Annotated in this window: 21 protein-coding genes; 9 read left to right on the top strand and 12 right to left on the bottom strand. The window is 62.3% G+C overall.

Features of this window, described 5'->3' with window-relative positions; translation table 11 throughout:
• Positions 1-103: 103 nt before the first annotated feature.
• Positions 104-1,027: an LpxL/LpxP family Kdo(2)-lipid IV(A) lauroyl/palmitoleoyl acyltransferase gene (gene lpxL / locus HNR62_RS06065; protein ID WP_204795198.1), complete on the bottom strand. Its 924-nt coding sequence runs from the start codon at positions 1,025-1,027 to the stop codon at positions 104-106.
• Positions 1,028-1,180: 153 nt separating this feature from the next.
• Between lpxL and hldE the strand changes: the two genes are divergently transcribed.
• The gene (gene hldE, locus HNR62_RS06060) at positions 1,181-2,605 is read left to right on the top strand and encodes a bifunctional D-glycero-beta-D-manno-heptose-7-phosphate kinase/D-glycero-beta-D-manno-heptose 1-phosphate adenylyltransferase HldE (RefSeq protein WP_204795197.1); all 1,425 of its coding nucleotides are present in this window, start codon (positions 1,181-1,183) and stop codon (positions 2,603-2,605) included.
• A gap of 106 nt (positions 2,606-2,711) precedes the next feature.
• Here hldE and nirD read toward each other — a convergent pair whose 3' ends face one another.
• The 10 genes from nirD to HNR62_RS16370 form a co-directional block, all read right to left on the bottom strand.
• Positions 2,712-3,032, bottom strand: coding sequence for a nitrite reductase small subunit NirD (nirD, locus tag HNR62_RS06055; protein WP_204795196.1), 321 nt, complete (start codon positions 3,030-3,032; stop codon positions 2,712-2,714).
• Positions 3,029-5,539 carry a nitrite reductase large subunit NirB gene (nirB, locus tag HNR62_RS06050; protein ID WP_204795195.1) on the bottom strand — a complete coding sequence of 837 codons (2,511 nt, stop codon included), beginning with the start codon at positions 5,537-5,539 and terminating at the stop codon, positions 3,029-3,031. Before nirB ends, nirD begins: the two co-directional genes overlap by 4 nt.
• Positions 5,540-5,550: 11 nt before the next feature.
• Entirely contained in the window at positions 5,551-6,366 is an 816-nt protein-coding gene (locus tag HNR62_RS06045; protein WP_204795194.1) for an ABC transporter ATP-binding protein, read from the bottom strand.
• A 10-nt stretch (positions 6,367-6,376) separates the two neighbouring features.
• The gene (locus HNR62_RS06040) at positions 6,377-7,345 is read right to left on the bottom strand and encodes an ABC transporter permease (RefSeq protein WP_204795193.1); all 969 of its coding nucleotides are present in this window, start codon (positions 7,343-7,345) and stop codon (positions 6,377-6,379) included.
• A 9-nt stretch (positions 7,346-7,354) separates the two neighbouring features.
• Complete coding sequence (locus HNR62_RS06035) at positions 7,355-8,722, bottom strand: CmpA/NrtA family ABC transporter substrate-binding protein (protein WP_204795192.1); 1,368 nt, start codon at positions 8,720-8,722, stop codon at positions 7,355-7,357.
• A 297-nt stretch (positions 8,723-9,019) separates the two neighbouring features.
• Positions 9,020-9,790: a uroporphyrinogen-III C-methyltransferase gene (cobA, locus tag HNR62_RS06030; RefSeq protein ID WP_204795191.1), complete on the bottom strand. Its 771-nt coding sequence runs from the start codon at positions 9,788-9,790 to the stop codon at positions 9,020-9,022.
• A complete protein-coding gene (locus tag HNR62_RS06025) occupies positions 9,787-12,399 on the bottom strand; it encodes a nitrate reductase (RefSeq protein ID WP_239552628.1) in 2,613 nt (870 codons plus the stop codon). Before HNR62_RS06025 ends, cobA begins: the two co-directional genes overlap by 4 nt.
• A gap of 166 nt (positions 12,400-12,565) precedes the next feature.
• On the bottom strand, positions 12,566-13,633 hold the full coding sequence (locus HNR62_RS06020) for an ABC transporter substrate-binding protein (protein WP_204795190.1): 1,068 nt from the start codon (positions 13,631-13,633) through the stop codon (positions 12,566-12,568).
• The gene (locus HNR62_RS06015) at positions 13,630-15,039 is read right to left on the bottom strand and encodes a sensor histidine kinase N-terminal domain-containing protein (protein WP_204795189.1); all 1,410 of its coding nucleotides are present in this window, start codon (positions 15,037-15,039) and stop codon (positions 13,630-13,632) included. Before HNR62_RS06015 ends, HNR62_RS06020 begins: the two co-directional genes overlap by 4 nt.
• Complete coding sequence (locus HNR62_RS16370) at positions 15,036-15,707, bottom strand: response regulator (protein ID WP_204795188.1); 672 nt, start codon at positions 15,705-15,707, stop codon at positions 15,036-15,038. The genes HNR62_RS06015 and HNR62_RS16370 overlap by 4 nt, the downstream gene beginning before the upstream one ends.
• A 124-nt stretch (positions 15,708-15,831) precedes the next feature.
• Between HNR62_RS16370 and HNR62_RS06005 the strand changes: the two genes are divergently transcribed.
• The 4 genes from HNR62_RS06005 to HNR62_RS16290 are packed head-to-tail and all read left to right on the top strand — an operon-like array spanning position 15,832 to position 19,820.
• A complete protein-coding gene (locus HNR62_RS06005) occupies positions 15,832-16,818 on the top strand; it encodes a Bug family tripartite tricarboxylate transporter substrate binding protein (RefSeq protein ID WP_204795187.1) in 987 nt (328 codons plus the stop codon).
• 11 nt (positions 16,819-16,829) lie between these two features.
• Entirely contained in the window at positions 16,830-17,264 is a 435-nt protein-coding gene (locus HNR62_RS06000) for a tripartite tricarboxylate transporter TctB family protein (protein WP_204795186.1), read from the top strand.
• Positions 17,265-17,268: 4 nt separating this feature from the next.
• Entirely contained in the window at positions 17,269-18,792 is a 1,524-nt protein-coding gene (locus tag HNR62_RS05995; protein ID WP_239552627.1) for a tripartite tricarboxylate transporter permease, read from the top strand.
• Complete coding sequence (locus HNR62_RS16290) at positions 18,789-19,820, top strand: AbrB family transcriptional regulator (protein ID WP_204795185.1); 1,032 nt, start codon at positions 18,789-18,791, stop codon at positions 19,818-19,820. Before HNR62_RS05995 ends, HNR62_RS16290 begins: the two co-directional genes overlap by 4 nt.
• A 64-nt stretch (positions 19,821-19,884) precedes the next feature.
• Here the strand turns inward: HNR62_RS16290 and tolC are convergent, their stop codons facing one another.
• Entirely contained in the window at positions 19,885-21,189 is a 1,305-nt protein-coding gene (tolC, locus tag HNR62_RS05985; RefSeq protein WP_204795184.1) for an outer membrane channel protein TolC, read from the bottom strand.
• Positions 21,190-21,418: 229 nt separating this feature from the next.
• Between tolC and nudF the strand changes: the two genes are divergently transcribed.
• The 4 genes from nudF to HNR62_RS05965 all read left to right on the top strand — a co-directional run bounded on the left by nudF (position 21,419) and on the right by HNR62_RS05965 (position 24,043).
• Positions 21,419-22,048 carry an ADP-ribose diphosphatase gene (gene nudF, locus HNR62_RS05980; protein ID WP_204795183.1) on the top strand — a complete coding sequence of 210 codons (630 nt, stop codon included), beginning with the start codon at positions 21,419-21,421 and terminating at the stop codon, positions 22,046-22,048.
• Positions 22,049-22,128: 80 nt separating this feature from the next.
• On the top strand, positions 22,129-22,614 hold the full coding sequence (locus HNR62_RS05975; RefSeq protein ID WP_204795182.1) for a DUF1249 domain-containing protein: 486 nt from the start codon (positions 22,129-22,131) through the stop codon (positions 22,612-22,614).
• 29 nt (positions 22,615-22,643) lie between these two features.
• Positions 22,644-23,471 carry a 3',5'-cyclic-AMP phosphodiesterase gene (cpdA, locus tag HNR62_RS05970; RefSeq protein WP_204795267.1) on the top strand — a complete coding sequence of 276 codons (828 nt, stop codon included), beginning with the start codon at positions 22,644-22,646 and terminating at the stop codon, positions 23,469-23,471.
• Positions 23,471-24,043: a YqiA/YcfP family alpha/beta fold hydrolase gene (locus tag HNR62_RS05965; RefSeq protein WP_204795266.1), complete on the top strand. Its 573-nt coding sequence runs from the start codon at positions 23,471-23,473 to the stop codon at positions 24,041-24,043. Before cpdA ends, HNR62_RS05965 begins: the two co-directional genes overlap by 1 nt.
• Positions 24,044-24,380 lie beyond the last annotated feature (337 nt).

Here is a 24,380-nt window from a genome sequence, read left to right as displayed (position 1 = left end):
CCTGCCTCCCCCTGGCGACAGTCTGCAGTGATATCTGCGATTCGCTGCCAAGGGGGAGGAGCCGTCCGGCGTATATTGAACACACCCCTCACCCCTCACAGCCTCAATAACGATAAGGCACCCCTTCCGGGGTGGTCTTGAAGCGCCGGTGCAGCCACATGTACTGCTCCGGGGCCAGGCGGATGGCGGCTTCGATGACGCGGTTGCTGGCGATGGCATCCGCCACGTCGTCACCGACCGGGAAGTCGGCCATGGGCGGCTGGATCAACAGCCGGTAGCCATCTTTTTCACGCAGGGTAAAGCAGGGCAGGGTGACGGTTTTCTTCACCCGCGCCAGGGTGGCGGTGCCGGTGATGGTCGCCGCCTGTTCGACCGCGAAGAAAGGCACGAACACGCTGGCATGGCGACCGTAGTCGTGATCCGGCGCATACCAGAGGGCGTCGCCCTGGCGCAGGGCCTTGAGCATGCCCTTGATGTTCAGCCGGTCCACCAGATACTTGTTGGAACGGCAGCGACCCTGCACCTGGGCATATTCCAGCACCGGATTGGTGTTGGGGCGGTAAACGCCCACGCCGGGCCGGTAGAGGCCGAACTGGCGGGCGTTCAGCTCAAGAGTCAGAAAGTGGGCCGACAGCAGCAGCATGCCCTGGCCCCCGGCCACGGCGGCATCCACGTGCTCTGTGCCTTCCATGCGGGTGATGGCGCGCATGCGCCAGTGCGGCCAGAACCAGGCCATGCCGGTTTCGAACACGGCGCAGCCCACGCTCTCGAAATTGGCCTTGAGCGTGCGTTCACGTGCGCTCGCGTCAAGCTCCGGCAGTGCCAGCTCCAGGTTGCGGCGGGCAACCCTGACCCGGGATTTCAGCAGTTTCATCGACAGCCGGCCCAGGCCACGACCCAGCGCCATCTGGGCACGCCAAGGCAGCAGGGTGACCAGCAGCCACAGCAGGCCGAGGCCCAGCCAGTTCAATGCATAGCGCGGGTGCAGCAGCGCGGGAGTAAAAGGGGGAAGTCGAGAGTCGTGCATCGCGGTCGCCATTATCAACGGTCGTCATTATCAACAAGTGACGGAATTCTAATTAACTCGGCCGCGAATGGCCACCAATGGCCGGTCGACGGGTGCGATTATGGGTGGCTGTGATAATATTTCCCCTTTCCCATGTTCAAAAGAGTCGGAACCATGAAGATCAAGTTGCCGGAATTCGATAGTGCCAGGGTGCTGGTGGTAGGAGATGTGATGCTGGATCGTTACTGGTCTGGCCCCACCGGACGTATCTCGCCCGAAGCTCCGGTGCCTGTGGTCAAGGTCGAACACAACGAAGAACGCCCCGGCGGCGCGGCCAACGTGGCGCTGAACGTGGCGGCCCTGGGGGCCAAGGCTCGTCTGTTGGGTCTGACCGGCGCCGACGAGGCGGCGACCTCGCTGCAGGACAAGATGCAGGGCGTGGGTGTCGAATGTGACTTCGTGCGTCTGGCCAGTCACCCCACCATCACCAAGTTGCGGGTGATGAGCCGCAACCAGCAGCTGCTGCGGCTGGACTTCGAGGAAGGCTTTGCAGCGGAAGACGCGGCCCCGCTGACCGACAAGACCCGCGCCGCCCTGAGCGGGGCCGGCGTAGTGGTGCTGTCCGATTACGCCAAGGGCGCGTTGACGCAAGTGCAGACGCTGATCCAGGCCGCCAATCAGGCCGGTGTGCCTGTGCTGGTGGATCCCAAGGGATCCGACTTCGAGAAGTATCGCGGCGCCACCCTGCTCACCCCCAACATGAGCGAGTTCGAAGCCGTGGTGGGCAAGGTGAAAGACGAGCAGGAACTGGTAGCCCGAGGCCGTGAACTGGTGAATAAATTCGAGCTCAAGGCCCTGCTGGTGACCCGCTCCGAGCACGGCATGACCCTGATCCGCGCCGACGAAGATGAACTGCACCTGCCGGCCCAGGCCCATGAGGTGTTCGATGTCACCGGTGCCGGCGATACCGTGATCGCCACCCTGGCCACCTGCCTGGCCGCCGGCCTGCCGCTGGACGAAGCCTGTGCCCTGGCCAACGTGGCCGCCAGTATCGTGGTGGGCAAGCTGGGGACCTCCACCGTGTCCGCCATCGAGCTGGCCAATGTGCTCTACGGTGCCCCCGAGTCCGGCATGGGCGTGGTGAGCGAGCAGCAGCTGAAATATGTGGTGGACGCGGCCCGTCGCCGGGGCGAGAAGATCGTGATGACCAACGGCTGCTTCGACATACTGCACGCCGGTCATGTGTCCTACCTGAACCATGCCCGCCAGCTGGGTGACCGCCTGATAGTGGCGGTGAATACCGATGCCTCGGTGCGTGCGCTCAAGGGCGACGGTCGCCCGGTGAACACGGTCGACCGGCGCATGGCGGTGCTGGCCGGCCTGGGCGCCGTCGACTGGGTGGTGCCCTTCGCTGAGGATACCCCGCAGCGGCTGATTGCCGAGACCCTGCCGGATGTGCTGGTCAAGGGCGGCGACTATGAGCCCGAGCAGATCGCCGGTTTCGAGGAAGTGACCGCCAACGGCGGCGAGGTCAGGGTGCTCAACTTCGAGGATGGCTGCTCCACCAGCGCCATTATCGAGGCCATTCGTACCCGCTGACCATTCGCCTTCGGCTGAAGTGGAAAGAAAGTAAAAAAGGGCTTCTCTGGGTAGGGAAGCCCTTTGTTTTATCTGATGCCGACGCCGCCGAGGGAGTGGTATACGCCTACTGCGCCAGCCAGAGCTGGCCGTCCCTGGCGATCACCGGCCAGACCTGTACGGCGGTATCTTGCTGCTCCAGGCAACGGCCATCCTTCAATGAATAATGGTGCTTGTAGAGGGGCGAAGCGACGCAGGGCTCGCCCTTGATGTCGCCCAGTATGCCCCGGGACAGCACCTGGGCCTGACCCAGGGGATCCCAGTTGTCGAGGGCGAAATAGCCGAGATCCGGCAGGTTGAACAGGGCCAGCTGCCGGCCCTCGACCAGGGCGGCCATGCCGCCGTATACGGGCACTTCATCCAGTTGGCAAAGACGTACGAGACTCATGATAGCTCCTTGATTTCAATCATTTCGGCGGGACGGATCTGACCGCGCTTGCGGTCGAAGACGATGCTGTCATCGGCCTGATCCGTGTTGACAAAGCTCTTGAAGCGCTTGAGTTTTTCCGGGCTCTCCAGGGTGGTCTTCCATTCGCACTGGTAGCTGCCGATCACATGGGTCATGCGCCCTTCCAGCTCTGCCGCCAGGCCGAGGGAATCCTCGATCACTACCTGTTTCAGGTAATCCAGGCCGCCCTCCAGGTTTTCGGCCCAGACCGAGGTGCGCTGCAGGCGGTCGGCGGTGGCCACATAGAACATCAGCAGCCGGTCGATGTAGCGGATCAGGGTATCGGTATCCAGATCGGTGGCGAACAAGTCCGCATGGCGGGGGCGCATGCCGCCGTTGCCGCCGAAATACAGGTTCCAGCCCTTCTCGGTGGCGATCACGCCTACGTCCTTGCTCTGGGCCTCGGCGCATTCACGGGTACAGCCGGACACGGCAAACTTGAGCTTGTGCGGTGAGCGCAGGCCCTTGTATCTGTGCTCCAGGGCCACCGCCATATCCAGCGAGTCCTGCACGCCATAGCGACACCAGCTGGAGCCGACACAGGACTTGACCGTGCGCAGCGACTTGCCGTAGGCATGGCCGGTTTCAAAGCCGGCGTCGATCAGTTCCTGCCAGATCAACGGCAACTGTTCCAGGCGGGCACCGAACAGGTCGATGCGCTGACCGCCGGTGATCTTGGTGTAGAGATCGTAGCGCTTGGCGACCCGGCCTATGGTCAGCAGTTGATCCGGGGTAATTTCTCCGGCCGGCACCCGGGGCACCACCGAGTAGGTACCGTTTTTCTGGATATTGGCAAGAAAGGCGTCGTTTGTGTCCTGAAGGCCTGCATGTTTGGGCTCCAGCACATGCTCGTTCCACAGGGAGGCGAGGATGGAGGCGGCCGCCGGTTTGCAGATATCGCAACCCAGGCCCTGCCCGTGCCGGGCCAGCAAGTCGCCAAAGCTCTTGATCTGGCCGACCTTGATCAGATGGAACAGCTCCTGGCGGCTGTAGGAAAAGTGTTCGCAGATGCTCTTGTCGGCGCTGATACCCTGTTCTTCCAGCGCCCGGTTGACCACCTGACCCAGCAGGCCGCTGCAGCCGCCACAGCCGGTGCCGGCCCTGGTGCAGGCCTTGACCGCGGACACATCGCAGGCGCCGCCCTGGACCGCCTCGACAATGGCGCCCTTGGTGACATTGTGGCAGGAGCAGATGGTGGCCGTCGCCGGCAGGGCGGCCTTGTATGAGCCCCCTTCGGCGCCTTCCGGAACCAGCAGGGCCAGCGGGTGAGCGGGCAGCGGCATGTCGTTGAGATAGGTTTGCAGCAGGCTGTCGTAGTCACTGGTGTCACCCACCAGCACGGCGCCGAGCAGGCGATCCCCCGCTTCGTTCAGCACCAGTTTCTTGTACAGATCCTTGCTGCGGTCGAGCAGCAGCACTTCCTGGCAGCCCGGAGTCTGGCCGTGGGCATCGCCGATGGCGCCCACTTCCACCCCCAGCAGCTTGAGCTTGGTACTCATGTCGGCACCCTGGAAGGCGCCTTCCGTGCCCAGCAGCCGGGCGGTGGCGACCCGGGCCATATGGTAGCCGGGGGCGACCAGACCGAACAGCCTGCCTTGCCACAGGGCACATTCGCCAATGGCCAGTATGGCCGGATCCGAGGTCTGGCACTGGTCATCGATGCAGATGCCGCCGCGCTCGCCAAGCGCGAGGCCGGCGCTGCGGGCCAGGGCATCCTGGGGGCGGATACCGGCACTGAACAACAGCACGTCGGTTTCCAGGACGGCCCCGTCGGCAAATTCCAGGCGGTGGCGGGCACCTTCGCCGTCGATAATGTGGCGGGTGGCTTTTTCGGTATGAACCTGCACCCCCAGGCGGACGATTTTTTCCTTCAGCAGGGTGCCGCCCTGTTCATCAAGCTGTACCGGCATCAGCCGCGGGGCAAACTCCACCACATGGGTTTCCAGGCCGAGCAGGCGCAGGGCATTGGCGGCCTCCAGGCCGAGCAGGCCACCACCGATCACCACCCCGGTTCTGGCCTGCTGGCAGGCGGCCTTGATATCGGCCAGGTCGTCCAGGGTGCGATAAACAAAGCAGTTTTCCCGATCATTGCCCGGAATGGGCGGCACGAAGGGAATGGAGCCGGTGGCGAGCACCAGGCGATCGTAGCTCAGGCGGTGGCCGAGCGAGGTGGTCAGGGTTTTGGCGTCCCGGTCGATGCCGGTCACTTCTTCCTTCAGGCGCAGGGTCACGCCATGGTCGCGGTACCAGTTGGCACCGGCCATGGACAGTTGCTCCGGCGTCTTGCCGTCGAACACCTCCGACAGGTGCACCCGGTCGTAGGCTGCGTGTTTTTCGGCGCCGAACACAGTGATGTCGTACCGGGTCAGGCCCTGCCGGTCGACCAGCTGCTGTACCAGATGGTGGCCGACCATGCCGTTGCCGATGATGATAAGTTGCTGTTTCATTAGCTTGCTCCTTAAGCCACCTTGGACTTGCTGGTGAGTTGGCTGACCTTGTCGTGGCCTTCGTACAGGAAGCCGAGTACCCGCCGGCGCAGTTTGTGATACTGGGGATCGTCGCTGAGCTGGACCCGGTTGCGCGGGCGAGCCAGGGGGATGTCCAGCCTTTCGCCGATGGTGGCGGAGGGACCATTGGTCATCATCACGATGCGATCCGACAGCAGCACGGCTTCGTCCACATCGTGGGTGATCATGATCACCGTATTGCCCAGCTCGGCCTGGATTTCCATCAGCGAGTCCTGCAGGTGGGCCCGGGTCAGGGCATCGAGGGCACCGAAGGGCTCGTCCATCAGCAGCACCTTGGGGTCTACCGACAGGGCCCGGGCGATGCCGACCCGCTGCTTCATGCCGCCGGAGATCTCGCCGGGCAGCTTGTGGGCCGCATGAGTCATGTGCACCAGAGACAGAAAATGTGCCACCCGCTCCTGGCGTTCGGCCTTGCCGTGCCGGGTAAAGGTGTTGTCCACCGCCAGGGCGATATTTTGCTCCACCGTCAGCCAGGGCAGCAGGGCATGGTTCTGGAACACCACGGCCCGCTCGGGACCGGGGCCGTCTACTTCCCGGCCGTCTAGGATGACGCCGCCGGTGCTGGGGGCGTAGAGCCCGGCCACCAGGTTGAGTACCGTGCTCTTGCCACAGCCGGAGTGACCGATCAGCGAGACGAACTCGCCTTTCTTGAGCCTGAGGTTGATGTTCTTCAGGGCTTCGAATACACCCTTGTCGGTGCGAAAACGCATGTCCACACCGCTCAGTTCCAGGTAATGCTTGCTCATGTCGTTCTCCTTAGCGACTGGCGCTGCTCTTGTCCCAGGACAGGCGTTGCTGCAATGCCAGCATCAGCCGGTCGAGCAGGTAGCCGATCAGGCCGATCACCACTACCGCGACCATGATACGGGCCATGGAGTCGCTGCTGCCGTTCTGGAATTCATCCCATACGAATTTGCCGAGGCCCGGGTTCTGGGCCAGCATCTCGGCGGCGATCAGCACCATCCAGGCGACGCCCAGAGACAGGCGCATGCCGGTGAAAATCATGGGAATGGCGCTGGGCAGCACTATCTTGCGCACATGGGTGAGGCCGGGCAGGCGCAGCATCTTGCTGACGTTGACCAGATCCTGGTCCATGTTGGCGACCCCTACGGCGGTGTTGATCAGCATCGGCCACAGGCTGCACAGGGTGACGGTGACCAGGGAGATCAGGAATGACTTGGACACCAGCGGCTCGGGACTCACATAGAGGGCACTGACCACTATGGTCACCAGCGGCAGCCAGGCCAGGGGCGACACCGGCTTGAGCAGTTGCACCACAGGGTTCAATGCCTGATGCAGGCTCCGGTTCAGCCCCAGGGCGATACCGGCCGGAATGGCGATGGCCATGGCCAGCACAAAGCCGGCGGCGACCGTTTTCAGGCTGGTCAGGATCTGATCGAAGAAGGTGGGGCGACCGGTAAACCCGCGCACTTTCACCTTGGCATCGGGATTCTCCGCCTTGATGGCCAGGTTGCGGGCGATCTGCCGGTCGTAGAAGGCCCGCTCGCGGTCCCGCTCGGCCTGGTGCTCCTGTACCAGATTGGAGAATTGCTGCCCGGTCTGCACCGGGCCGGGCAGGGTACCGAGGGAGGTGGTGACCTGGGCCGCCAGCAGGTGCCAGAGCAGCAGAAAACCGGTAATGCCCAGCAGGGGGATCAGGGTTCTGGACAGCCGGTGCGGCGAGCTCAGGCCGGAGAGTCGGGACAGGGTGATGATGTTGATCATGATACCTCCTTAGAGCTGGCTATCGCCGGTCAGGCCGATGGCAAACTGGTCGATGTAGGCGTTGGGATGACGGCCGTCGTAGGTTTTGCCATCGATAAAGGCCCGGGTGACGGGACGGAAGCCGTCGCGGCTGTTCAGCTCGGGGAAGTCGTCGGCAGACAATCTGCCCTCGGCGATCAGCGCCTTGGCGGCCCGGGTGTAGATATCCGGACGATAGACCCGCTTGGCTTGCTCCAGATACCAGTCGTCGCTCTGGGCCTCGGGGATCTGACCCCAGCGGCGCATCTGGGTCATGAACCAGATGGCATCGCTGTAATAGGGATAGCTGGCGTTATGACGGAAGAAGACGTTGAAGTCAGGCGTCGGGCGCACATCCCCGGGCTCGTATTCGAAAGAGCCGGTCATGCTGGCGGCGATCACCTGCTTGTCGGCGCCTACATAATAGGATTGGGACAAGATATCGACGGCCTCTTTCCGGTTGGCGTTGTCGCCCTGATCAAGCCAGTGGGCGGCCCGCAGCAGCGCCTTGACCAGACGGAGATGGGTGTTGGGGTTGGCGTCGCTCCAGTCCTGGCTGACGGCAAAGACCTTTTCCGGGTTATAGGGCCAGATGTCGTGGTTGGTGATCACCGGCACGCCGATTTTCTTGAGCACGGCCTGCTGGTTCCAGGGCTCGCCCACGCTGTAGCCGGAAATGGTGCCCGCTTCCAGGGTGGCCGGCATCTGCGGCGGTGGCGTTACCGACAGCAGCACCTCTGCCTGCAGCTGGCCGCTGTTGTCGCCCTTGTGCGGGGCGTAGAAGCCGGGGTGGATGCCGCCGGCGGCGAGCCAGTATCTCAGCTCGTAGTTATGGCTGGACACCGGGAATACCATGCCCATCTGCAGCGGTTTGCCTTCTTGCTGATATTCGGTCAGGGCCGGCTGGAGCGCGGCGGCGGAAATGGGATGCACCGGCTTGCCGGTCTCGTCCAGCTCGAGGTGGGGCTTCATCGCGTCCCATAGCGTGTTGGAGACGGTGATGGCATTGCCGTTCAAATCCATGCTGAAGGCGGTGACCAGCTCGGCCTGGGTGCCGATGCCGAGTGCGGCGCCAATCGGCTGGCCGGCCAGCATATGAGCCCCGTCCAGCTCGCCGGAGATGACCCTGTCCAGCAGCACCTTCCAGTTGGCCTGGGATTCGAGGGTGACATACAGGCCCTCATCTTCGAAAAATCTCTTTTCGTAGGCGATGGCCAGCGGGGCCATATCGGTCAGTTTGATAAAGCCGAGGGTCAGCTCGTCTTTTTCTGCCGGCCCTATGCTGGTTTCGGCCGAGACCTGGGCTGCCAGGCCAAGGGAAAGAGCCCCGACCAGGGCTGTTTTCTGCCATAACGTCATTTTGATAACTCCCTGTTATTAAATCCGCTACCGGTGTCAGTCGGCTGATAGATAAGGGGTATCAAGATACGTGCCAATTTTTATGATTTTGATTTTAAAGGGTTTTTGTTGTCAGGGTTAATGCCGCCCGGCTGTCAGAGGCGCCAGGCTTCACCAAGATGAAGCAGGGTTGCACCACTTGTTATCTTGTTGTCAGCCAAAAAAAACTCCCATGCAGTACATGGGAGTCAGCCAAATGGCAGAGTATGGAGAACGCATCATGGGAAAGGCCTGTCTTCAGGCCGGTAAAGCAGGAAGCTAGGCTACTGCCAGAGTATCCAGGCTATTCAGGGTGGCGATCAGTTCGGCTCGCAGGCCGACCACGTCGCCGATCACCATCAGTACCGGGCCCGATGGCGTCAGGACGGTGGCGGTCTGAGACAGTCGCCCCAGCTCGGTGATGCACACTTGCTGAGAGCGGGTCGTGCCCGATTCGATCAGCGCCACCGGCAGCCGGGAAAGGCAGCCTTCTGCCAGTAACTGCTGCTGGATCACGTCGGCCTGCTCCAGGCCCATGTAGAACACCAGGGTCTGTCCGGCCTGGGCCAGGGCGGACCAGCCCCTGAATTCGCCGCCTTTTTGCAGGTGGCCGGTCACCAGGGTAACGGCCCGGGACAGCCCTCTGTGGGTGAGCGGGATCAGGCTGGAGGCGGCACAGCCCAGAGCGGCGGTGATGCCGGGCACCACACTGAAGGGAATGTCGTGCTGCTTGAGATAGAGGGCTTCTTCACCCCCCCGACCAAAGATAAGGGGATCGCCCCCCTTGAGTCGTACCACCCGGTTGCCGGCCCTGGCCAGGCGTACCAGTACGGCACAGATATCTTCCTGGCGGGCACTGTTCTTGCCACAGCGCTTGCCCATCTCCAGCCGCTTGATCCCGCCGGGGATCAGCGCCAGTATCTCCGGACTCACCAGGCTGTCGTAAACCACCACATCGGCTTGTTCCATTGCCCGCAGGGCCTTGATGGTCAACAGTTCGGGATCGCCGGGGCCGGCGCCCACCAGGGTGACATGCATGGTCTGGCTCATAACTTCTCTCCTTGAGGCTGGTCCTGACAGGCCGCCATCAACTGTTTTAGCTCGGGGATACAGGAGCCGCAACGGGTGCCGCATTTCAGTTGCTGCTGCAATTCGTCAATCTGTTCGACGCCGTCGTCGATGGCCTGGCGGATGCTCTCCTCGGTGACGCTCCAGCAACTGCAGACCAGGCGGCCATTGCCGGCCAGGGCCTGACTCAGCTGAGCGATCAGCAGGCTGGGTTGCAGCGGCGAGCCCAGCAGGGAGGCCAGGGGATCGGGATTAATCTGCCAGGGTAAGTGGCCAAGCAGCAACAGGCTTTCTATCTTGCCTGCGTTCAGTCCGATCAGCAGCCGCCCCCGGGGCAGCGGCCAGTCCAGCCAGCTGCCTTCACGGGTCAGGGCGGCCCTGGCCTCGGCAATCGAGGTCTGCGAATCGATCAGGCTCCAGCATTCGCCGCTCTCCAGCGGGCGGAGGCTCCACCATTCCGGCAACCAGGAAGGAGCGGTCAGGCCTATCCAGCTGGCCTGCCATTGATGCTGTACCGCCGCCACCTGCACCAGGTTCTGCTTGAAGGCCGGTTGACCCGAGGTGGGGCAGCCGCGGGCGGTGACCAGATCGTTTACCCGGCCGCCCGAGCCGAACTCGCCACTCCAGTGCATGGGGACGAAGATCTCGCCGGGGGCGATGTTGTCGTCGGCGACAACCCGTAACAGGGTATGACCGCGCTCGTTGTGCAGCTGGACAAGTTGCGCCTGGTCGAGGCCGGCCCGGGCCAGGGTCTGCGGATGGATCTGGGCCTGAGGCTCGCTGGCCGTGGCCATCAGCCGGGCCACATGACCGGTGCGACTCATGGTATGCCACTGATCCCGCAGTCGACCGGTATTGAGCAGCAGGCGGGCACCGGCCGGCTCGGGCCGTGACCGGGCATGGCCGACATGCAGGCGGGCCTTGCCATCCGGGGTGGAAAAACGGCCATCGGCAAACAGCCGGGCCGGACCGGACTGCTGACCGGCCAGGGGCCAGCTGCGTGGTGTCATCCCTTGATATTGCTCGTCGTTCAGGTGGCTCAGGGCGGAAATATCGAACAGCCGTTGGCCGTTATTCTCGAAGCCGGACAGGGCCGCGTGCTCGCGGAAAATCGCGGCGGGCGAGTCGAAGGCGAAGGCCTGTTCAAAGCCCATGGCCCTGGCCACCTGGCAGATGGCCCACCAATCGGCTCTGGCGGCGCCGGGGGCCGGCTTGAACGGACGCTGCCGGGACAGGGTGCGAACCGAGTTGGTGACGGTGCCGTCCTTTTCACCCCAGCCGGCGGCGGGCAACAGCACCCTGGCCAGGCGGGCGGTATCGGTATTGGGGCTGATATCCGACACCACCAGCAGTTCGCACTTTTCCAGGGCGCGACGGACACGGACGCTGTCGGGCAGGGACACCGCCGGGTTGGAGCCCATGACCCACAGTGCCTTGATGTCGCCCCGTTCCAGGGCGTCGATCATCTCCATGGCTTTCAGGCCGGGGCCCGGGGCCAGGTTGTCGGTGTGCCAGAAACGGGCCACCTTGTCCCGGTTGTCGGGAGCAAAGTCCATATGGGCCGCCAGCTGGTTGGCCAGACCGCCGACTTCCCGGCCGCCCATGGCATTGGGCTGGCCGGTGAGGGAAAAGGGCGCCGCGCCCGGCTTGCCGATACGGCCGGTCAGCAGGTGACAGTTGATGATGGCGTTGACGTTGTCGGAGCCCCGCTCCGACTGGTTGATCCCCATGCAGAACAGGGTCAGGGTTTTCGGGTTGTCGAGAAAGAGCTGGTAGAAGCGGTTCAGCTCGGCCACGCTCAGGCCGGTGGCCTCGGCCACCTTGCCGGTGGTGTATTCGGGCCCGCTCAGGGCCAGGCTCAGTTCGGCAAAGCCGGCCACATGTCGCTCGACAAAGGCGCAGTCCATGCCGGCTCTGTCCAGGATGCGACGGGCCAGGCCATTGAACAGCAGCAGATCCGAGCCGGGGGTGATTTGCAGGTGCAGATTGGTCTGCTGGCTGGTGGCCGTCCCCCGCGGATCTATCACCACCCATTGCTGTTTGGGGTTGGCGGCCCTGGCCTGCTCCAGTCGGCGAAAAAGAATCGGGTGAGTCCAGGCGCTGTTGGCTCCGACCAGTATCACCAGTTCGGCCTCGGCCAGATCCTCATAGCTGGCGGGTACGGCGTCTTCGCCAAAGGCCCGTTGCTGGGCGGCGACGGCGGATGACATGCACAGGCGGGAATTGGTATCCATGTTGGCGGAGCCGATAAAACCCTTCATCAGCTTGTTGGCCACATAATAGTCTTCGGTCATCATCTGACCCGACCCATAGAAGGCCACGGCTTGGGGGCCATGCTGCTCGATAATGTCGCGAAAGCCGCCGGCGACGGTGTCGATGGCCTCGGACCAGTCCACCTGCCTGCCGTCGACCCGGGGATACAGCAGACGGTGGGGCAGGGTCTGGCTTTCCCCGAGGGCCATGCCCTTGACGCAGAGGGCACCCCGGTTGGCGGGATGAAGCGGGTCACCGGCAACGGCACCCTGGCTGTCAACCTTTACCCCGCAGCCAACGCCGCAATAGGGGCAGGTGGTATGGATCGAAGCTGTCATAATGACCCTGTGATAGAGGTGTTTACATCTATCAAGCAAAGCTTGTGCCATTACGTTATTTTATTGTTAATCAACTGGTTATCTTTTTATCGGGGCAGCGCCTTGCACGGTGACAAGGCAGTTGGCCCATGATGGTGCAGGCCGGCGAGACGCTGATGGTGGCGGTTCAGGGCGCGGCGTTCGGGGCCGCGATGGAGTGAGTCCAGGTGTCGATGAAGTGCTTTCTGGCGAGCCGGTCCTGAAGTGGCAGTAACGCCGGCGTCAGGGGGATTAGGGTGATGGGACCCTGGGCCTGTACCGCCAGTCGGAGCTGGTCCGAGTCTGGCTCCAGCAGGGGATGCAGGCCGCTTTGGGCGAGCAGCGCCTGGCCCCGGGCCGACAGCATGAAGTCGATCAGCTCACCGGCGGCGGTGGGATGGGGTGCCGAGTTGGGGATCAGCGCCAGCCGCATCAGCATCAGGGTATAGTCTTCGGGCGCCAGCGCCTCCAGCTGAGGGTAACGAGCGAGGGCCGAGGAAACATAGGAGCCGAGCAGGTTATAGCCGATGACCATATTGCCCCGGGCCAGGCTTTCCAGCATACCGTTGCTGGTGTCGTCGAGATGAACGGCGAGGCTGCCGAAGGCTTCCAGCAAGCGGCCATACATGAGTCCCTGTTGGCTATCCTGACTGGCCAGCAGATAGCCGACGCCACTGCTTACTATGTCGTAGGTGGCGATGCGACCGGCAAAACGGGCGGGATCCCGGCGCAGCAGGGTCAGCAGTTCCTGTCGGCTGCGAGGCACGGGATGCGGCCCGAGCAGAGTCCGGTTGAAGACCGTCAGCACCGGCTCGAAAGTAAAGGCGAACAGCTCATGACGCCAGTGCGCCTCGGCGGGCAGCGCCAGGGTCTGATTCGAGCGCCAGGGGCGAGCGTGACCGTCGTTGACCAGCTTGAGCTGAAGATCCATGGCCGAGCTGATCAGCAGATCCGCCGGCGAGTCGGGGCCTTCGGTCAGAAATCGGTCATGCAATTCCTGGGTATTCAGATCCAGCAGACGGATGCTCAGCCGGGGGTGCTCTTGCTGGAAGTGCTGTAGCAGCGGTTCCAGGTGGAGATAGTCGGTGGCGCTGTAGATCACCAGTTTCCGCTCTGGCCCTGCGGAGGCGGGCAGCAGAAATTCCTGCGCCGCCTGCACAGGCAGGACCAGAAGCAAGAGGCTAAATACGGGGGCGAGCAGGGGTGGCAGTATCATGAAAGGCTCCGGTGGGATTCGAAATGGATCTCGACCTGCAAGCCTCCGGGTTTATTGTCCTGCAGCAGGATGCGGGCGCCGTGGTGCTCCGCCACGTCCCGGGCGATGGCCATGCCCAGGCCGGAGCCCCGATAGCGGCCGCTGCTGCCCCGGTAGAAACGCTCGAAGACCTTTTCCTTCTCGGTCGCGGGAATACCCGGTCCCCGATCCCGGATAAGGACGGTCGGTTCGGGTGCCTGGCGCAGCAATATTTCCACCTGGCTGTCGGGAGGAGAGTGGGCCACGGCATTATCAATCAGGTTGTTCAGCATCTGGGTCAGGGCAACCTCGTCTCCCCGGATCCACAAGGGCGTGTCCGCAGCCTCGAAGGACAGCGCCACCCGTCGTTGCAGGGCCGGCACGGCCAGTGCCAGACACACCTTTCTGGCCAGTGCATTCAGTTCCAGAGGGAGCAGCTCCTGGCTGTGAAAACGATGGTCCAGCATGGCCTGATTCAGCAGGTGATCGACGGTGAGCGCCAGCTGATCGCACTGCTCTATCAGACCGCGCAGCTGTATGCGTTGTTTTTCTGCGTCCTGTTCGTCCCGGGCGTTTTCGCTCAGGGCGCGCAGGCTGGCGAGGGGAGTGCGCAGCTGGTGGGCGGCGACCGAGGTTCTGGCTTCCAGCCGGGACAGCATCTGCTGCTGACGGGCGATAAAATGGTTGATGGTATTCAACAGCGGCAGGGTTTCTTTGGGCACCGGCAGTGACAGGGGCGTCAGATCCCGGGGCTGTCGTCGGGCCAGCGCCCGGGTGATCAGGGCAAAGGGACGCAGGGCGTAATAGATACCGAGCCACAGCAGCAGCAGGGCACTGAACAGCAGGCCGAGGATCAGCTTCAGGGCCGGATACAGGATCTCGTCACTCAGCTGCTGGCGGGCGAGCCGGGTCTGGGCCAGCTCTATCCGGATTTCATCATGGGGCAGCCGCTCGGTATTCAGGCGGATCAGACGGGCCACCCGAACCGGCTCGCCGTCAAATTCGACATCGAAGAAATCCGGTTGTTGCAGGGTCAGCTGCCGCTGGTCCGGGGAGCCGGACGGCAGATCCGGCAAGGAGCGATAACCGGTCAGAAAGCGGCCGTTGATGCTGATCCGGTAGAAGACGCGATCCTGTGGCGCCAGCGCCAGGGTGGCGAAGGCGGCAACCGGAATATCCACGTTGAAGCCCTGCTCGGTGTGGCGGACCGCATTGGCCATCTGCAGGGTGGCGCTGTTGAGCATGATGTCGTAGCTGCGATCGGCGGTTTTTCTGCTGTAGGAGGCCATCAGCCCCATCGCCAACAACGCCAGGCCGACGAGGACGGTGCCGCTGAGCAGCAGCAGACGCCGACGCAGGGCCGGATGATGGCCCGGTGCCTTGTTCACGGCTGCATGACCCGAGCGACATAGCCGAGGCCGCGCAGCGTCTGTATCTGCAGCGAGCTGCCGGCCAGCTTCTTGCGCAGGCGGGCGACATAAAGCTCGATGGCATTGGCGGACGGGGTTTCATCGGCATTGAACAGTTTTTCGGTCAGCTCTTCCTTGCTCATCACCCGCTCCAGGCCACTCAGAAAAATCTCCAGCAGCCGGAACTCCCGGTTGACCAGCGGGCAGGGCTGCCCGTCGATGGTGACCGTTTTGGCGTCGCGGTTGAACACCAGGTTGCCGTGCTCGCTGATATTGGAGGCATAGCCCTGCTTGCGTCGCAGCAGGGCTCGTACTCTGGCTTCCAGCTCGCCGAAATCGAAGGGTTTGGTCAGGTAATCGTCGGCGCCCAGATCCAGCAGCTTGATGCGATCGTCAATTTGATTCCGGGCGGTGAGGATCAACACCGGGGTATCGGTCTTGCGCTGGCGCAGCTCTGCCAGCACCCCTTCGCCGCCGAGACCGGGCAGGTTGAGATCCAGGATGATCAGGTCGACCCGCTGGTGGCGCAGCCAGTCGGCAGCCTGGCGACCGTTACCGATAAGGTCGGTGCCGTGGCCCAGCTTCTGTAGCCGGTCGGCGATGGCTTCACCCAGCACTTTGGTGTCTTCTATCACAAGAATGCGCACGATTTACTCCTCTGTTGGGCGATGACAGCTTGGTGACAGCTTTGGGGGCTAGCATTCCGGATGTTAACAAGCTGTTTACACGAAGCAAGCAGCGAAATGGAATTGTCCTCAAGGAGATAACAAGATGAAATCAACCCCTCTGGTTCATGCTGTTCTGGGTGCCGGCCTGCTGGCAATGGCCGCCGGCTCTGCTCATGCGGATTTTACTCCCAAAAAACCGGAATGTATCGCCCCCGCCAAGCCGGGCGGTGGTTTCGATCTGACCTGTCGTATCCTGACCTCCAGCCTGGACAAGTCCGGTCTGCTGCAAGAGCCGATGCGGGTGACCTTCATGCCCGGCGGCGTGGGAGCCGTGGCCTATACCCACATGAACAGCAACCGTCGTACCGACGACAACGCCGTGGTGGCCTTCAGCTCCGGCTCTTCGCTCAACCTGGCGCTGAGCAAGTTTGGCAAGGATCTGGATGTGGATGATGCCCGCTGGATTGGTGCCGTCGGTACCGACTATGGTGCCATCATCGTCAAGGCCGATGCGCCCTGGAACACCCTGCAGGAGCTGGCGGAGGAGATCAAGTCCAACCCCACTCTGGTCTTCGGTGCCGGCGGTACCGTGGGCAGCCAGGACTGGATGAAGGCGGCGTTCCTGTACAAGAGCCTGGGCCTGGATCCGCGCACCATGCGCTATGTGGCTTACGAGGGCGGTGGCGATGCTCTGGCGGCGGTACTGGGTAACCACATTCAGGTGTACCCGGGCGATGTGTCCGAGATCAAGGGCCAGCTGGATGCGGGCATAGTCCGGGTGCTGGCGGTGCTGTCACCGGAGCGGCTGGAGGGCGATTTTGCCGGCATTCCGACGGCGCAGGAGCAGGGCTTCGATATGGAATGGCCCATCATGCGCGGCTTCTACATGGCGCCGGATGCATCCGACGACGCCTACAACTACTGGGTAGAGCAGTTCAATGATTTGTACCAGACCGATGCCTTTACCCAGGTACGCAACAATCAGGGCCTGTTCCCGCTGTCGATGGCCGGTGACGAGTTTGAAGCCTACATCCGGGCCGAGATCGATAAATTCCAGAACCTGTCCCGCGAGATGGGACTGCTCAGGTAAGAGGGGGCCCCATGGCTGATCGTCTTTTTTCTCTGGTACTGATGTTGGCGGCGGTGGCCCTGGGGGCCGCCGCCTGGCAACTCGAGGTGCCCTTTCAATATGAACCCGTGGGCCCCAAGGCCATTCCCCTGATCCTGGCGGTGCTGCTGTTCGCCTGCACGGCCTGGCTGGCGATCAGACCCGATCGCCTGAAGGAAGCCTACAGCCGCAGCATGTTCGGCCGTCACCTGCTGGTGGTGCTGGGTCTGCTGGCATACGCCTGGAGCTTTGAATTGCTGGGCTTCATGCTGTCCACCCTGCTGGTCGGTGCCGTCTTTGCCCGGCTCTTCGGGCTGGGCTGGGGCAAGGCCGCGCTCTATTCCGCCGCCCTTGGCGGTGTGGGTTATGTGCTGCTGAGCCGGGTGCTGGAACTGAATGTGCCGGTTGGCGCCGTGTTTGGAGGTTAATTGTATGGATGTTTTTTCTAGCCTGGTCGAGGGCTTTGCCGTCGCCCTGACGCCGATGAATCTGGCGCTGGTACTGGCAGGCTGTTTTTTCGGTACCCTGATGGGCGCCCTGCCGGGCATAGGGCCGATCAACGGTATCGCCATCCTGTTGCCGCTGGCCTATTCCATGGGCCTGGAGCCGGCGTCGGCCATCATACTGCTGGCCGGGGTCTATTACGGCGCCGAATACGGCGGTCGTATCTCCAGCATACTGCTCAATGTGCCCGGGGATGCGGGCGCCATCATGACCACCCTGGACGGTTACCCCATGGCCAAGCGGGGCGAGGGCGGTCGGGCGCTGGCGCTGTCGGCGGTGTCGTCCTTTGCCGGCTCCATGGGCGCGCTGATCCTGCTGGTGATCTTTACGCCGGTACTGACCAAACTGGCGGTGACCTTCGGGCCGGCGGAATTCGTGGCGTTGATGGTGTTTGCCCTCTGTTGTCTGGCCTCCATGGTCGGCTCGCGTCCGGTAAAAACCGTGATCGGTGCCATCATCGGACTGGCGCTGGCTACCGTCGGCGTCGATTCGGGCACCGGTGTGCTGCGTTTCACCTTCGGTCTGACCAGCCTGTTTGACGGTGTCGACTTCCTGGTGGTGGTGATCGGCATGTTCGCCATCAGCGAAATCCTGTTGCTGGTGGAGCATCACTACAGCGGCAACACTAAAATAGACAAGGTGAGCAAGTCGTTCGTCAAGGCGGCGGATCTGGTGGCGGTGCGCTGGACAGTGCTGCGTTCCACCCTGATCGGTTTCGTGATCGGCGTGCTGCCCGGCACCGGCGCCTCCGTGGCGAGTGCCGTGGCCTACGGTACCGAAAAACGCATGGCCGGTGAAAACAACACCTTCGGGCAAGGCGACGTGCGCGGTCTGGCCGCGCCCGAGGCAGCCAACAACTCGGCGGCAGTCGGTTCCATGGTGCCCATGCTGACCCTGGGCATTCCCGGCTCCGGCACCACCGCCATCCTGCTCGGCGCCCTGCTGCTGTTCGACGTGACGCCGGGTCCCCTGCTGTTCAGCCAGAAGCCGGACATCGCCTGGGGTCTGATTGCCTCCATGTTTGTGGGTAACATCGCCCTGCTGGTGATGAACCTGCCGCTGGTCGGTATCTTCGTGCGCATGCTGAGTGTGCGTCAGGCCTACCTGGTGCCGGTAATCGTGATGCTGACCTTCGTCGGTATCTACTCCATCCATGGCGCCAGTTTCGATCTCTTCTTCATGATAGTGCTGGGGGTGTTCGGCTTTATCCTGCGCAAGCTGGACTTCTCGCTGGCGCCGGTGATCCTGGGTCTGGTACTGGGCGAGGTACTGGAAGACAACCTGCGCCGGGCCCTGTCGATCAGTGCCGGTGACTGGAGCATACTGTTCAACAACGGTGTCACCCTGAGCCTGTGGGGCTTCAGCGTCCTGGTGCTGGTACTGCCCTGGGTGATGGGCCGACGCAAGCGCCGCCGGGCCGCCCTGCAGCAGCAGGAGGCGGCACAGGCATGATGACCTGGCTCCGTACCTGTGCCCTGGGTGCGGCGGGAGGAGGACTGGCCCACTGGGCCGGTTTTCCGTCCGACTGGCTGCTGGGAGCCATGCTGCTGGTGGCCCTTTCCGCCATGCTGGGACTGGAAGTGCGGTTGCCAAAGGCCCTGCTGCCTCCCATCCAGGCGTGTCTGGGGGTGGCCGTCGGGTTGCGCCTGGAGTTCGACTTTCCCGGCCCTGCCTCGCTGCTGTTCAGCGTGACAGGGCTTTTGCTGTGTCTGGCCACCCAGATACCGCTGGGGCAGTATCTGCTGCGTCGCCTGGGCTGGTCGCGGCAGGAGGCGGCAATGGGGGCCTCGCCCGGGGCGCTGTCAATCATGGCGGCACTGGCCACCCGGCTGGATAACCCGATCAGGGTGATACTGTCGCAAACGGTGCGGGTGATCGCCCTGGTGGCGACGGTCAGTGCCGTCATGCTGCTGGAATGGGTGCCGGTTGTGGATACTCCGGTCAGCCGGGTGCTGACCCTGCCCGAGAGCCTGCTGCTGGTGCTGGCGGCCTGGGTGCTGGGCAAGGGAGCCGGTTTGCTACGGGTGCCGGCCAGTTACATTCTGGCGGGGGTCTTTCTGGCGGCGGCATATGCGGCCTGGCTGGGCGCCTCTTCGGTGCCGGTGGCCGGCCTGATACCGGTGAGTATGGTATTGCTGGGCGCCCTGGTGGGCAGTCGGCTGAAGCGGTTGCCGGCCAGAGAGATGGGCCAGTTGCTGCTGGTCGGTCTCTTGATCAGCCTGTCGAGCTCGGTGATCGCACTGGGCTGGGCGGCGATCGTGGCCTGGTGGTTGAATTTACCGGTGTTTCAGGTGTGGCTGGCCTATGCCCCGGGCGCGGTGGAGGCGATGATTTATCTGGCGCTGGTGACCGGGCTGGAACCGTCCTGGGTGATCTTTCATCACGTGCTGAGGATTCTGCTACTCGGCCTCACTGCCGGCTGGCTGATGCGCCGGGCCGGGAGCGATATGCCCATCAACAACGAAAAGGGGAAGGCGTGATGCCTTCCTTTTACTCCTCACCCCTCACCCCTCAGCCCTCACCCCTCACCCCTCACCCCTCACTTCAGCGTTTCAAGCCGTTGTTGATATCCACCAGATCCTGCTCGGTCAGGTTACCGGCGGCCTGTTTCAGCTGCAGCTGACTCAGGATGTAGTTGTAGCGCGCGGCAGACAGGTTCTGCTTGGCGTCATACAGCTGACGGGTGGCATTGAGCACATCGACGATGGTGCGGGTGCCGACTTCGTAGCCCGCCTCGGTAGCCTCGAGTGCGCTCTGGGCCGACACGACGAACTGCTCGAAGGCGCGAATAGAGCCGGTGGCGGCACTGACGTCATTGTATGAGGAGTACACCTGGCTCTGTACCGACCGGAAGCTGCGCTCCAGTTGCTCGCTGGCGGCCACATAGTTGTACTGGGCCTGCTTCACCTGGGAACTGGTGGCGCCACCGCTGTAGACCGGCAATTTGAATGACAGCCCTATGGTGCCTTCGCTCAGGGTGCCGTCGCCGGAGCCGAAACCTGAACCACTATTATTGTTATCGGTATAGTTGCTGCTCAGGCCGGCGTTCAGATCCAGGGTCGGCAGATGCCCGGACCGGGCCAGGCCGATCTGCTCGCTGGCGATGTCTTTGCCGATGCGCTGGCGATGCAGCTCCAGATTCTGCTCCAGGGCGATCTCCAGCCAGGCGTCGGCGGTCACCACCGATGCCTGCGGGCTGAATGTCTCGGTATCGAGCTTGTTCAACCGGGCGTAGCTCATGTTGGTCAGCTCCCGCAGTGCTTCCTTGGCGTTGTTGACCGCGTTTTCGGCAGCAATTTCTTCGGCCAGCGCCTGATCGAACTGGGCCTGGGCCTCGTGCACGTCGGTCATGGCGCTCAGACCCACTTCGAAGCGCTGTCTGGTCTGATCGAGCTGGCGGCTGACCGCTTCCTTGTTGGCCTGGACGAAGCTCAGGACATCTTCGGCGCCGAGCACGGCAAAATAGGCCTGAGTGGCACGCACAATCAAGGCCTGCTGTACCTGCCTGTAGCTCACCTCGGTCTGGGTGGCGGCTTTCTCCGTGATATCCAGGTTGATCCAGCTGGACTTGCGGTAGAGCGACTGGCCAAGACTGAGCTCCGCATTGGCGGTGGAGCGGTCGTTCCGGTTGCTCTGTATATGGTTGAGGCCGGCACCAAGATCAATCTGGGGTAACAGCACGGCACGGGACTCGTTTATCTTCTCGAAGGCGGCATCACGCTCGGCTTTGGCCTGACGTACCTGGGGATCGTTTTGTGTCGCCTGCTGGTAGATATCCAGCAAGTCTTCGGCCTGAGCCGGGCCTGACGCACAGAACAATATCAGGGTCGACAACAGCGTTTTTTTCATGGTGTAGCCTTACGTAACTGGGTGAGCAATTATCGCCGTGCTGGGGTCAACAGACCCTAAGGGCAGGCAGTGGGTTTTGGTCCGTTCAGTATAACGGCAACCTCGATATTATTCGTTCGGCATCATGCCAATGGATGCCATTGCTGCGCCGAACAGAAGGGAATAAACGTTCATTTATCACCGGCGCCAATCTAGAATCAGTCCGTCCAATGTCAATAAAGGAGACGCCATGAGCACAAAGCATTATTCCGTTTTTGGTCGGGAAGACCTGCAGCTGCTGGCCGAAGAAGTGGGCTACAAGGGTTTTTTCCGTCTGTTGCGGGTGCGGTTGCGGCACAAGCTGTTTGCCGGTGGCTGGAGTGAGGAAATTACCCGCGAGCTGTTCGACCGGGGTCATGCGGCGGCGGTATTGCCCTATGATCCGGTGCGCGACGAGGTGGTGCTGGTAGAACAGTTTCGGGTTGGCGCCGTTCATGCCGAGGGCAGCCCCTGGTTGCTGGAAGTGGTGGCGGGCATAGTGGAAGAGGGCGAGTCGGCAGAAGAGGTCGTACGCCGCGAAGCCGAGGAAGAAGCGGGCCTGACCCTGAACAAGCTGACCCGGGTCATGAGTTATTTTTCCACTCCCGGCGGCTGCAGCGAGCGCATCACCGTGTTTATCGGCGAAGTGGATGCCAGCCAGGCGGCCACTCATGCCGGGGTGGCTACCGAGAGTGAAGACATACGGGTGCATCGCCTGCCCAGAGAGCAGGCAATGCAATGGCTGGCCGAAGGAAAAATAGACAATGCCACCAGCATCATCGCCCTGCAGTGGCTCGAGTTGCAGCGTCTCCAGGGCAAGACGATGAAGGCGGAGCAGTAAGGGCTGCCTTTGACCAGACTCGGCAAAAGCTGTTGTAATGGACGCAGAGAAACGACCTTGATCACCATGGTCGTCAGCACATGAATGCAGTACCAGGGCGGTGGCTGCAAGGAGAGTTGAATTTGATTGCCAGGGGTTCCTCCCGCAAACACATACCGGATTTGAAGGCGTTGCAGCGCACCTGCGACGTCAACTATCTGGCTCTGATGAAATTGCTGCCTCATGGGGCGGCGGTGGGCGAGAGCGTGTCGGTCGGCATCAGTGAACAGGTGCTGTTCGTGCTGCGGGTGCTGGAAACGGCCCCTTATACCTGGCATGTGTCCATCGAGCAATGCACCCCGGGCTTGCCCTCTTTTATGCGGATGAAGGTCAAGGTTCGGCTGTATCACGATGTGCGCATGGCCGAAGTGTGTGCCAGTCAGCAGATTTTTACCCTGCAGCCGAGTTACCATTACCCCAATGAAAACATGCACCATCCCAATGAAAAAGAGCAGGTTAACCTCTTTCTGGCCGAATGGCTGAAATGTTGCCTATACCACGGATTCAGTACGGTTAAACAGCTTTGAACCAGGCCCACACCCAGTTAGATACCACCTTGATCAGCCCCCACCGTCCCGACGGGGTCGTGGAGTTGCTGCAAATCACCGATACCCATCTCTTTGCCGATAAAGACACGAATTTGCTGGGCATTGCCCCCTGGCACAGCTGCCGGGCTGTGGTGGATGCCATTCTCGAAGACGAGCGGGCCTGTGGGGCCGGTCGGCGAGACCTGGTGCTGGCGACCGGTGACCTGTCTCAGGATCACAGCGCTGCCTCTTATCGTCATTTTACCGACTTGATGGGTGAGCTGGCGCCACCCGTGTTCTGGTTGCCGGGCAATCACGACGATGCCCTCCTGATGCAGGCCGAGCTGGACCAGGCCGGCGTCAGCAACGCCAAGCACTTGTTGTGCGGACACTGGCAGATACTCCTGCTCGACACCCAGATCCCCGGTGAAACCCATGGCGCCCTGTCCGCCTCCCAACTGGCGCTGCTTGAGCAGGCCATAGAGCGTTATCCGGATCATCATCTGCTGGTGGCGGTGCATCACCAGGCTGTGCCGGTGGGCTGTGCCTGGCTGGATCAGCATAACTTGCGTAATGCGGATGACATGAGAGCCATACTGGCGGGTCATGGTGCCTCCCGGGTGGTACTGTCCGGTCATGTGCATCAGGGTTTTGACGAAGTGCATGACGGCATCCGCTATCTGGCCAGCCCGTCCACCTGCATCCAGTTCAAGCCCCTGTCCGACGACTTTGCCCTCGACAGCACGGCACCGGGCTGGCGAGCCCTGTCGCTCTATCCCGATGGTCGCCTCGGCACCCAGGTATGGCGCCTGCCGCCCTATGCCTTTGTGCCCGACTTCAGTGCCAAGGGATATTGATAATGCCAACGCTGTTGTATTTGCACGGTTTCAATTCTTCGCCTCACTCCATCAAGGCCCGGCTGATGCGGGAATACCTGCAGCAAAAACGGCCCGATATTCATTTTATCTGCCCGCAACTGGCGGCCACCCCGGCGGCGGCCTGGGCGCAGATAGCGGCCATCTGTGACGAGATAAAAGGGCCTTTCGGCGTGGCCGGCAGTTCACTCGGCGGTTTCTGGGCCACCCGGGTGGCCGAGCGGTTCGGGGTACAGGCCGTGGTGATCAACCCGGCGGTGCATCCCCATGTGCTGTTGCAGGATTACCTGGGCGAACAAGTCAATCCCTACACCGACGAGCGTTACCTGCTGACGCCCAGCCACATGCAGGAGCTGGCCGAACTGCGGGTCGAGGCGCCCGGCTGCATGGAGCGCATCTGGCTGCTGCAGCAACAGGGCGACGAGGTGCTCGACTACCGGGAGGCGCTGGACTACTACCGTTTCGCCCGGGTCTGCATCCAGAAAGGGGGTGACCACTCCTTCGTCGGCTTCGAACACTACTGCGCCCAGATCATTCGTTTTCTGCAGTTATAGGCCTACTACTTCTTTCTTGGTTACCCGTTTCTGTTGCCTGTTTTGGCGCAGCCAAGAGGAAACAGGGTCGTCTCCCTCGACACGCCACTGGGCTAGCCATCTTTGCTGGGTAACGGCTGCGAATATTCACTGGATATTCGGTCCATTACCCAACAAAGATATACGGCAGCAAGCTGCCCCATGGGGGCTCGGAAATGCCATCCTTGGTATTTCACGGTCGTGGGAGACAATCCCTGTTACCTCTTCTGAGCACCGAATTGCCCGAAGTCGGTGCCAACAGGCGACTCTGCAGCATCAGGAGGACAAAGGGACCTGCTCCGCCGACCATCACATAACA

Origin of the sequence: Oceanisphaera litoralis, assembly GCF_016907015.1 — a bacterium.
In the GTDB taxonomy this organism is placed as follows: Bacteria; Pseudomonadota; Gammaproteobacteria; order Enterobacterales; family Aeromonadaceae; genus Oceanimonas; species Oceanimonas litoralis.
Note: the sequence above shows the minus strand (reverse complement) of the source record. Positions and strands in the feature narration are given on the sequence as shown.

Excerpts from the sequence above, each read along its gene's own strand:
- HNR62_RS06040 (WP_204795193.1), bottom strand. The coding sequence starts at position 7,345 with ATGATCAACATCATCACCCTGTCCCGACTCTCCGGCCTGAGCTCGCCG.
- HNR62_RS06045 (WP_204795194.1), bottom strand. The coding sequence starts at position 6,366 with ATGAGCAAGCATTACCTGGAACTGAGCGGTGTGGACATGCGTTTTCGC.
- nudF (WP_204795183.1), top strand. The coding sequence starts at position 21,419 with ATGAGCACAAAGCATTATTCCGTTTTTGGTCGGGAAGACCTGCAGCTG.
- nirD (WP_204795196.1), bottom strand. The coding sequence starts at position 3,032 with ATGAGTCTCGTACGTCTTTGCCAACTGGATGAAGTGCCCGTATACGGC.
- lpxL (WP_204795198.1), bottom strand. The coding sequence starts at position 1,027 with ATGCACGACTCTCGACTTCCCCCTTTTACTCCCGCGCTGCTGCACCCG.
- HNR62_RS06025 (WP_239552628.1), bottom strand. The coding sequence starts at position 12,399 with ATGACAGCTTCGATCCATACCACCTGCCCCTATTGCGGCGTTGGCTGC.
- nirB (WP_204795195.1), bottom strand. The coding sequence starts at position 5,539 with ATGAAACAGCAACTTATCATCATCGGCAACGGCATGGTCGGCCACCAT.
- cobA (WP_204795191.1), bottom strand. The coding sequence starts at position 9,790 with ATGAGCCAGACCATGCATGTCACCCTGGTGGGCGCCGGCCCCGGCGAT.
- HNR62_RS06020 (WP_204795190.1), bottom strand. The coding sequence starts at position 13,633 with ATGATACTGCCACCCCTGCTCGCCCCCGTATTTAGCCTCTTGCTTCTG.
- HNR62_RS05975 (WP_204795182.1), top strand. The coding sequence starts at position 22,129 with ATGAATGCAGTACCAGGGCGGTGGCTGCAAGGAGAGTTGAATTTGATT.
- tolC (WP_204795184.1), bottom strand. The coding sequence starts at position 21,189 with ATGAAAAAAACGCTGTTGTCGACCCTGATATTGTTCTGTGCGTCAGGC.
- HNR62_RS16290 (WP_204795185.1), top strand. The coding sequence starts at position 18,789 with ATGATGACCTGGCTCCGTACCTGTGCCCTGGGTGCGGCGGGAGGAGGA.
- HNR62_RS06035 (WP_204795192.1), bottom strand. The coding sequence starts at position 8,722 with ATGACGTTATGGCAGAAAACAGCCCTGGTCGGGGCTCTTTCCCTTGGC.
- hldE (WP_204795197.1), top strand. The coding sequence starts at position 1,181 with ATGAAGATCAAGTTGCCGGAATTCGATAGTGCCAGGGTGCTGGTGGTA.
- HNR62_RS06000 (WP_204795186.1), top strand. The coding sequence starts at position 16,830 with ATGGCTGATCGTCTTTTTTCTCTGGTACTGATGTTGGCGGCGGTGGCC.
- HNR62_RS06005 (WP_204795187.1), top strand. The coding sequence starts at position 15,832 with ATGAAATCAACCCCTCTGGTTCATGCTGTTCTGGGTGCCGGCCTGCTG.
- HNR62_RS05995 (WP_239552627.1), top strand. The coding sequence starts at position 17,269 with ATGGATGTTTTTTCTAGCCTGGTCGAGGGCTTTGCCGTCGCCCTGACG.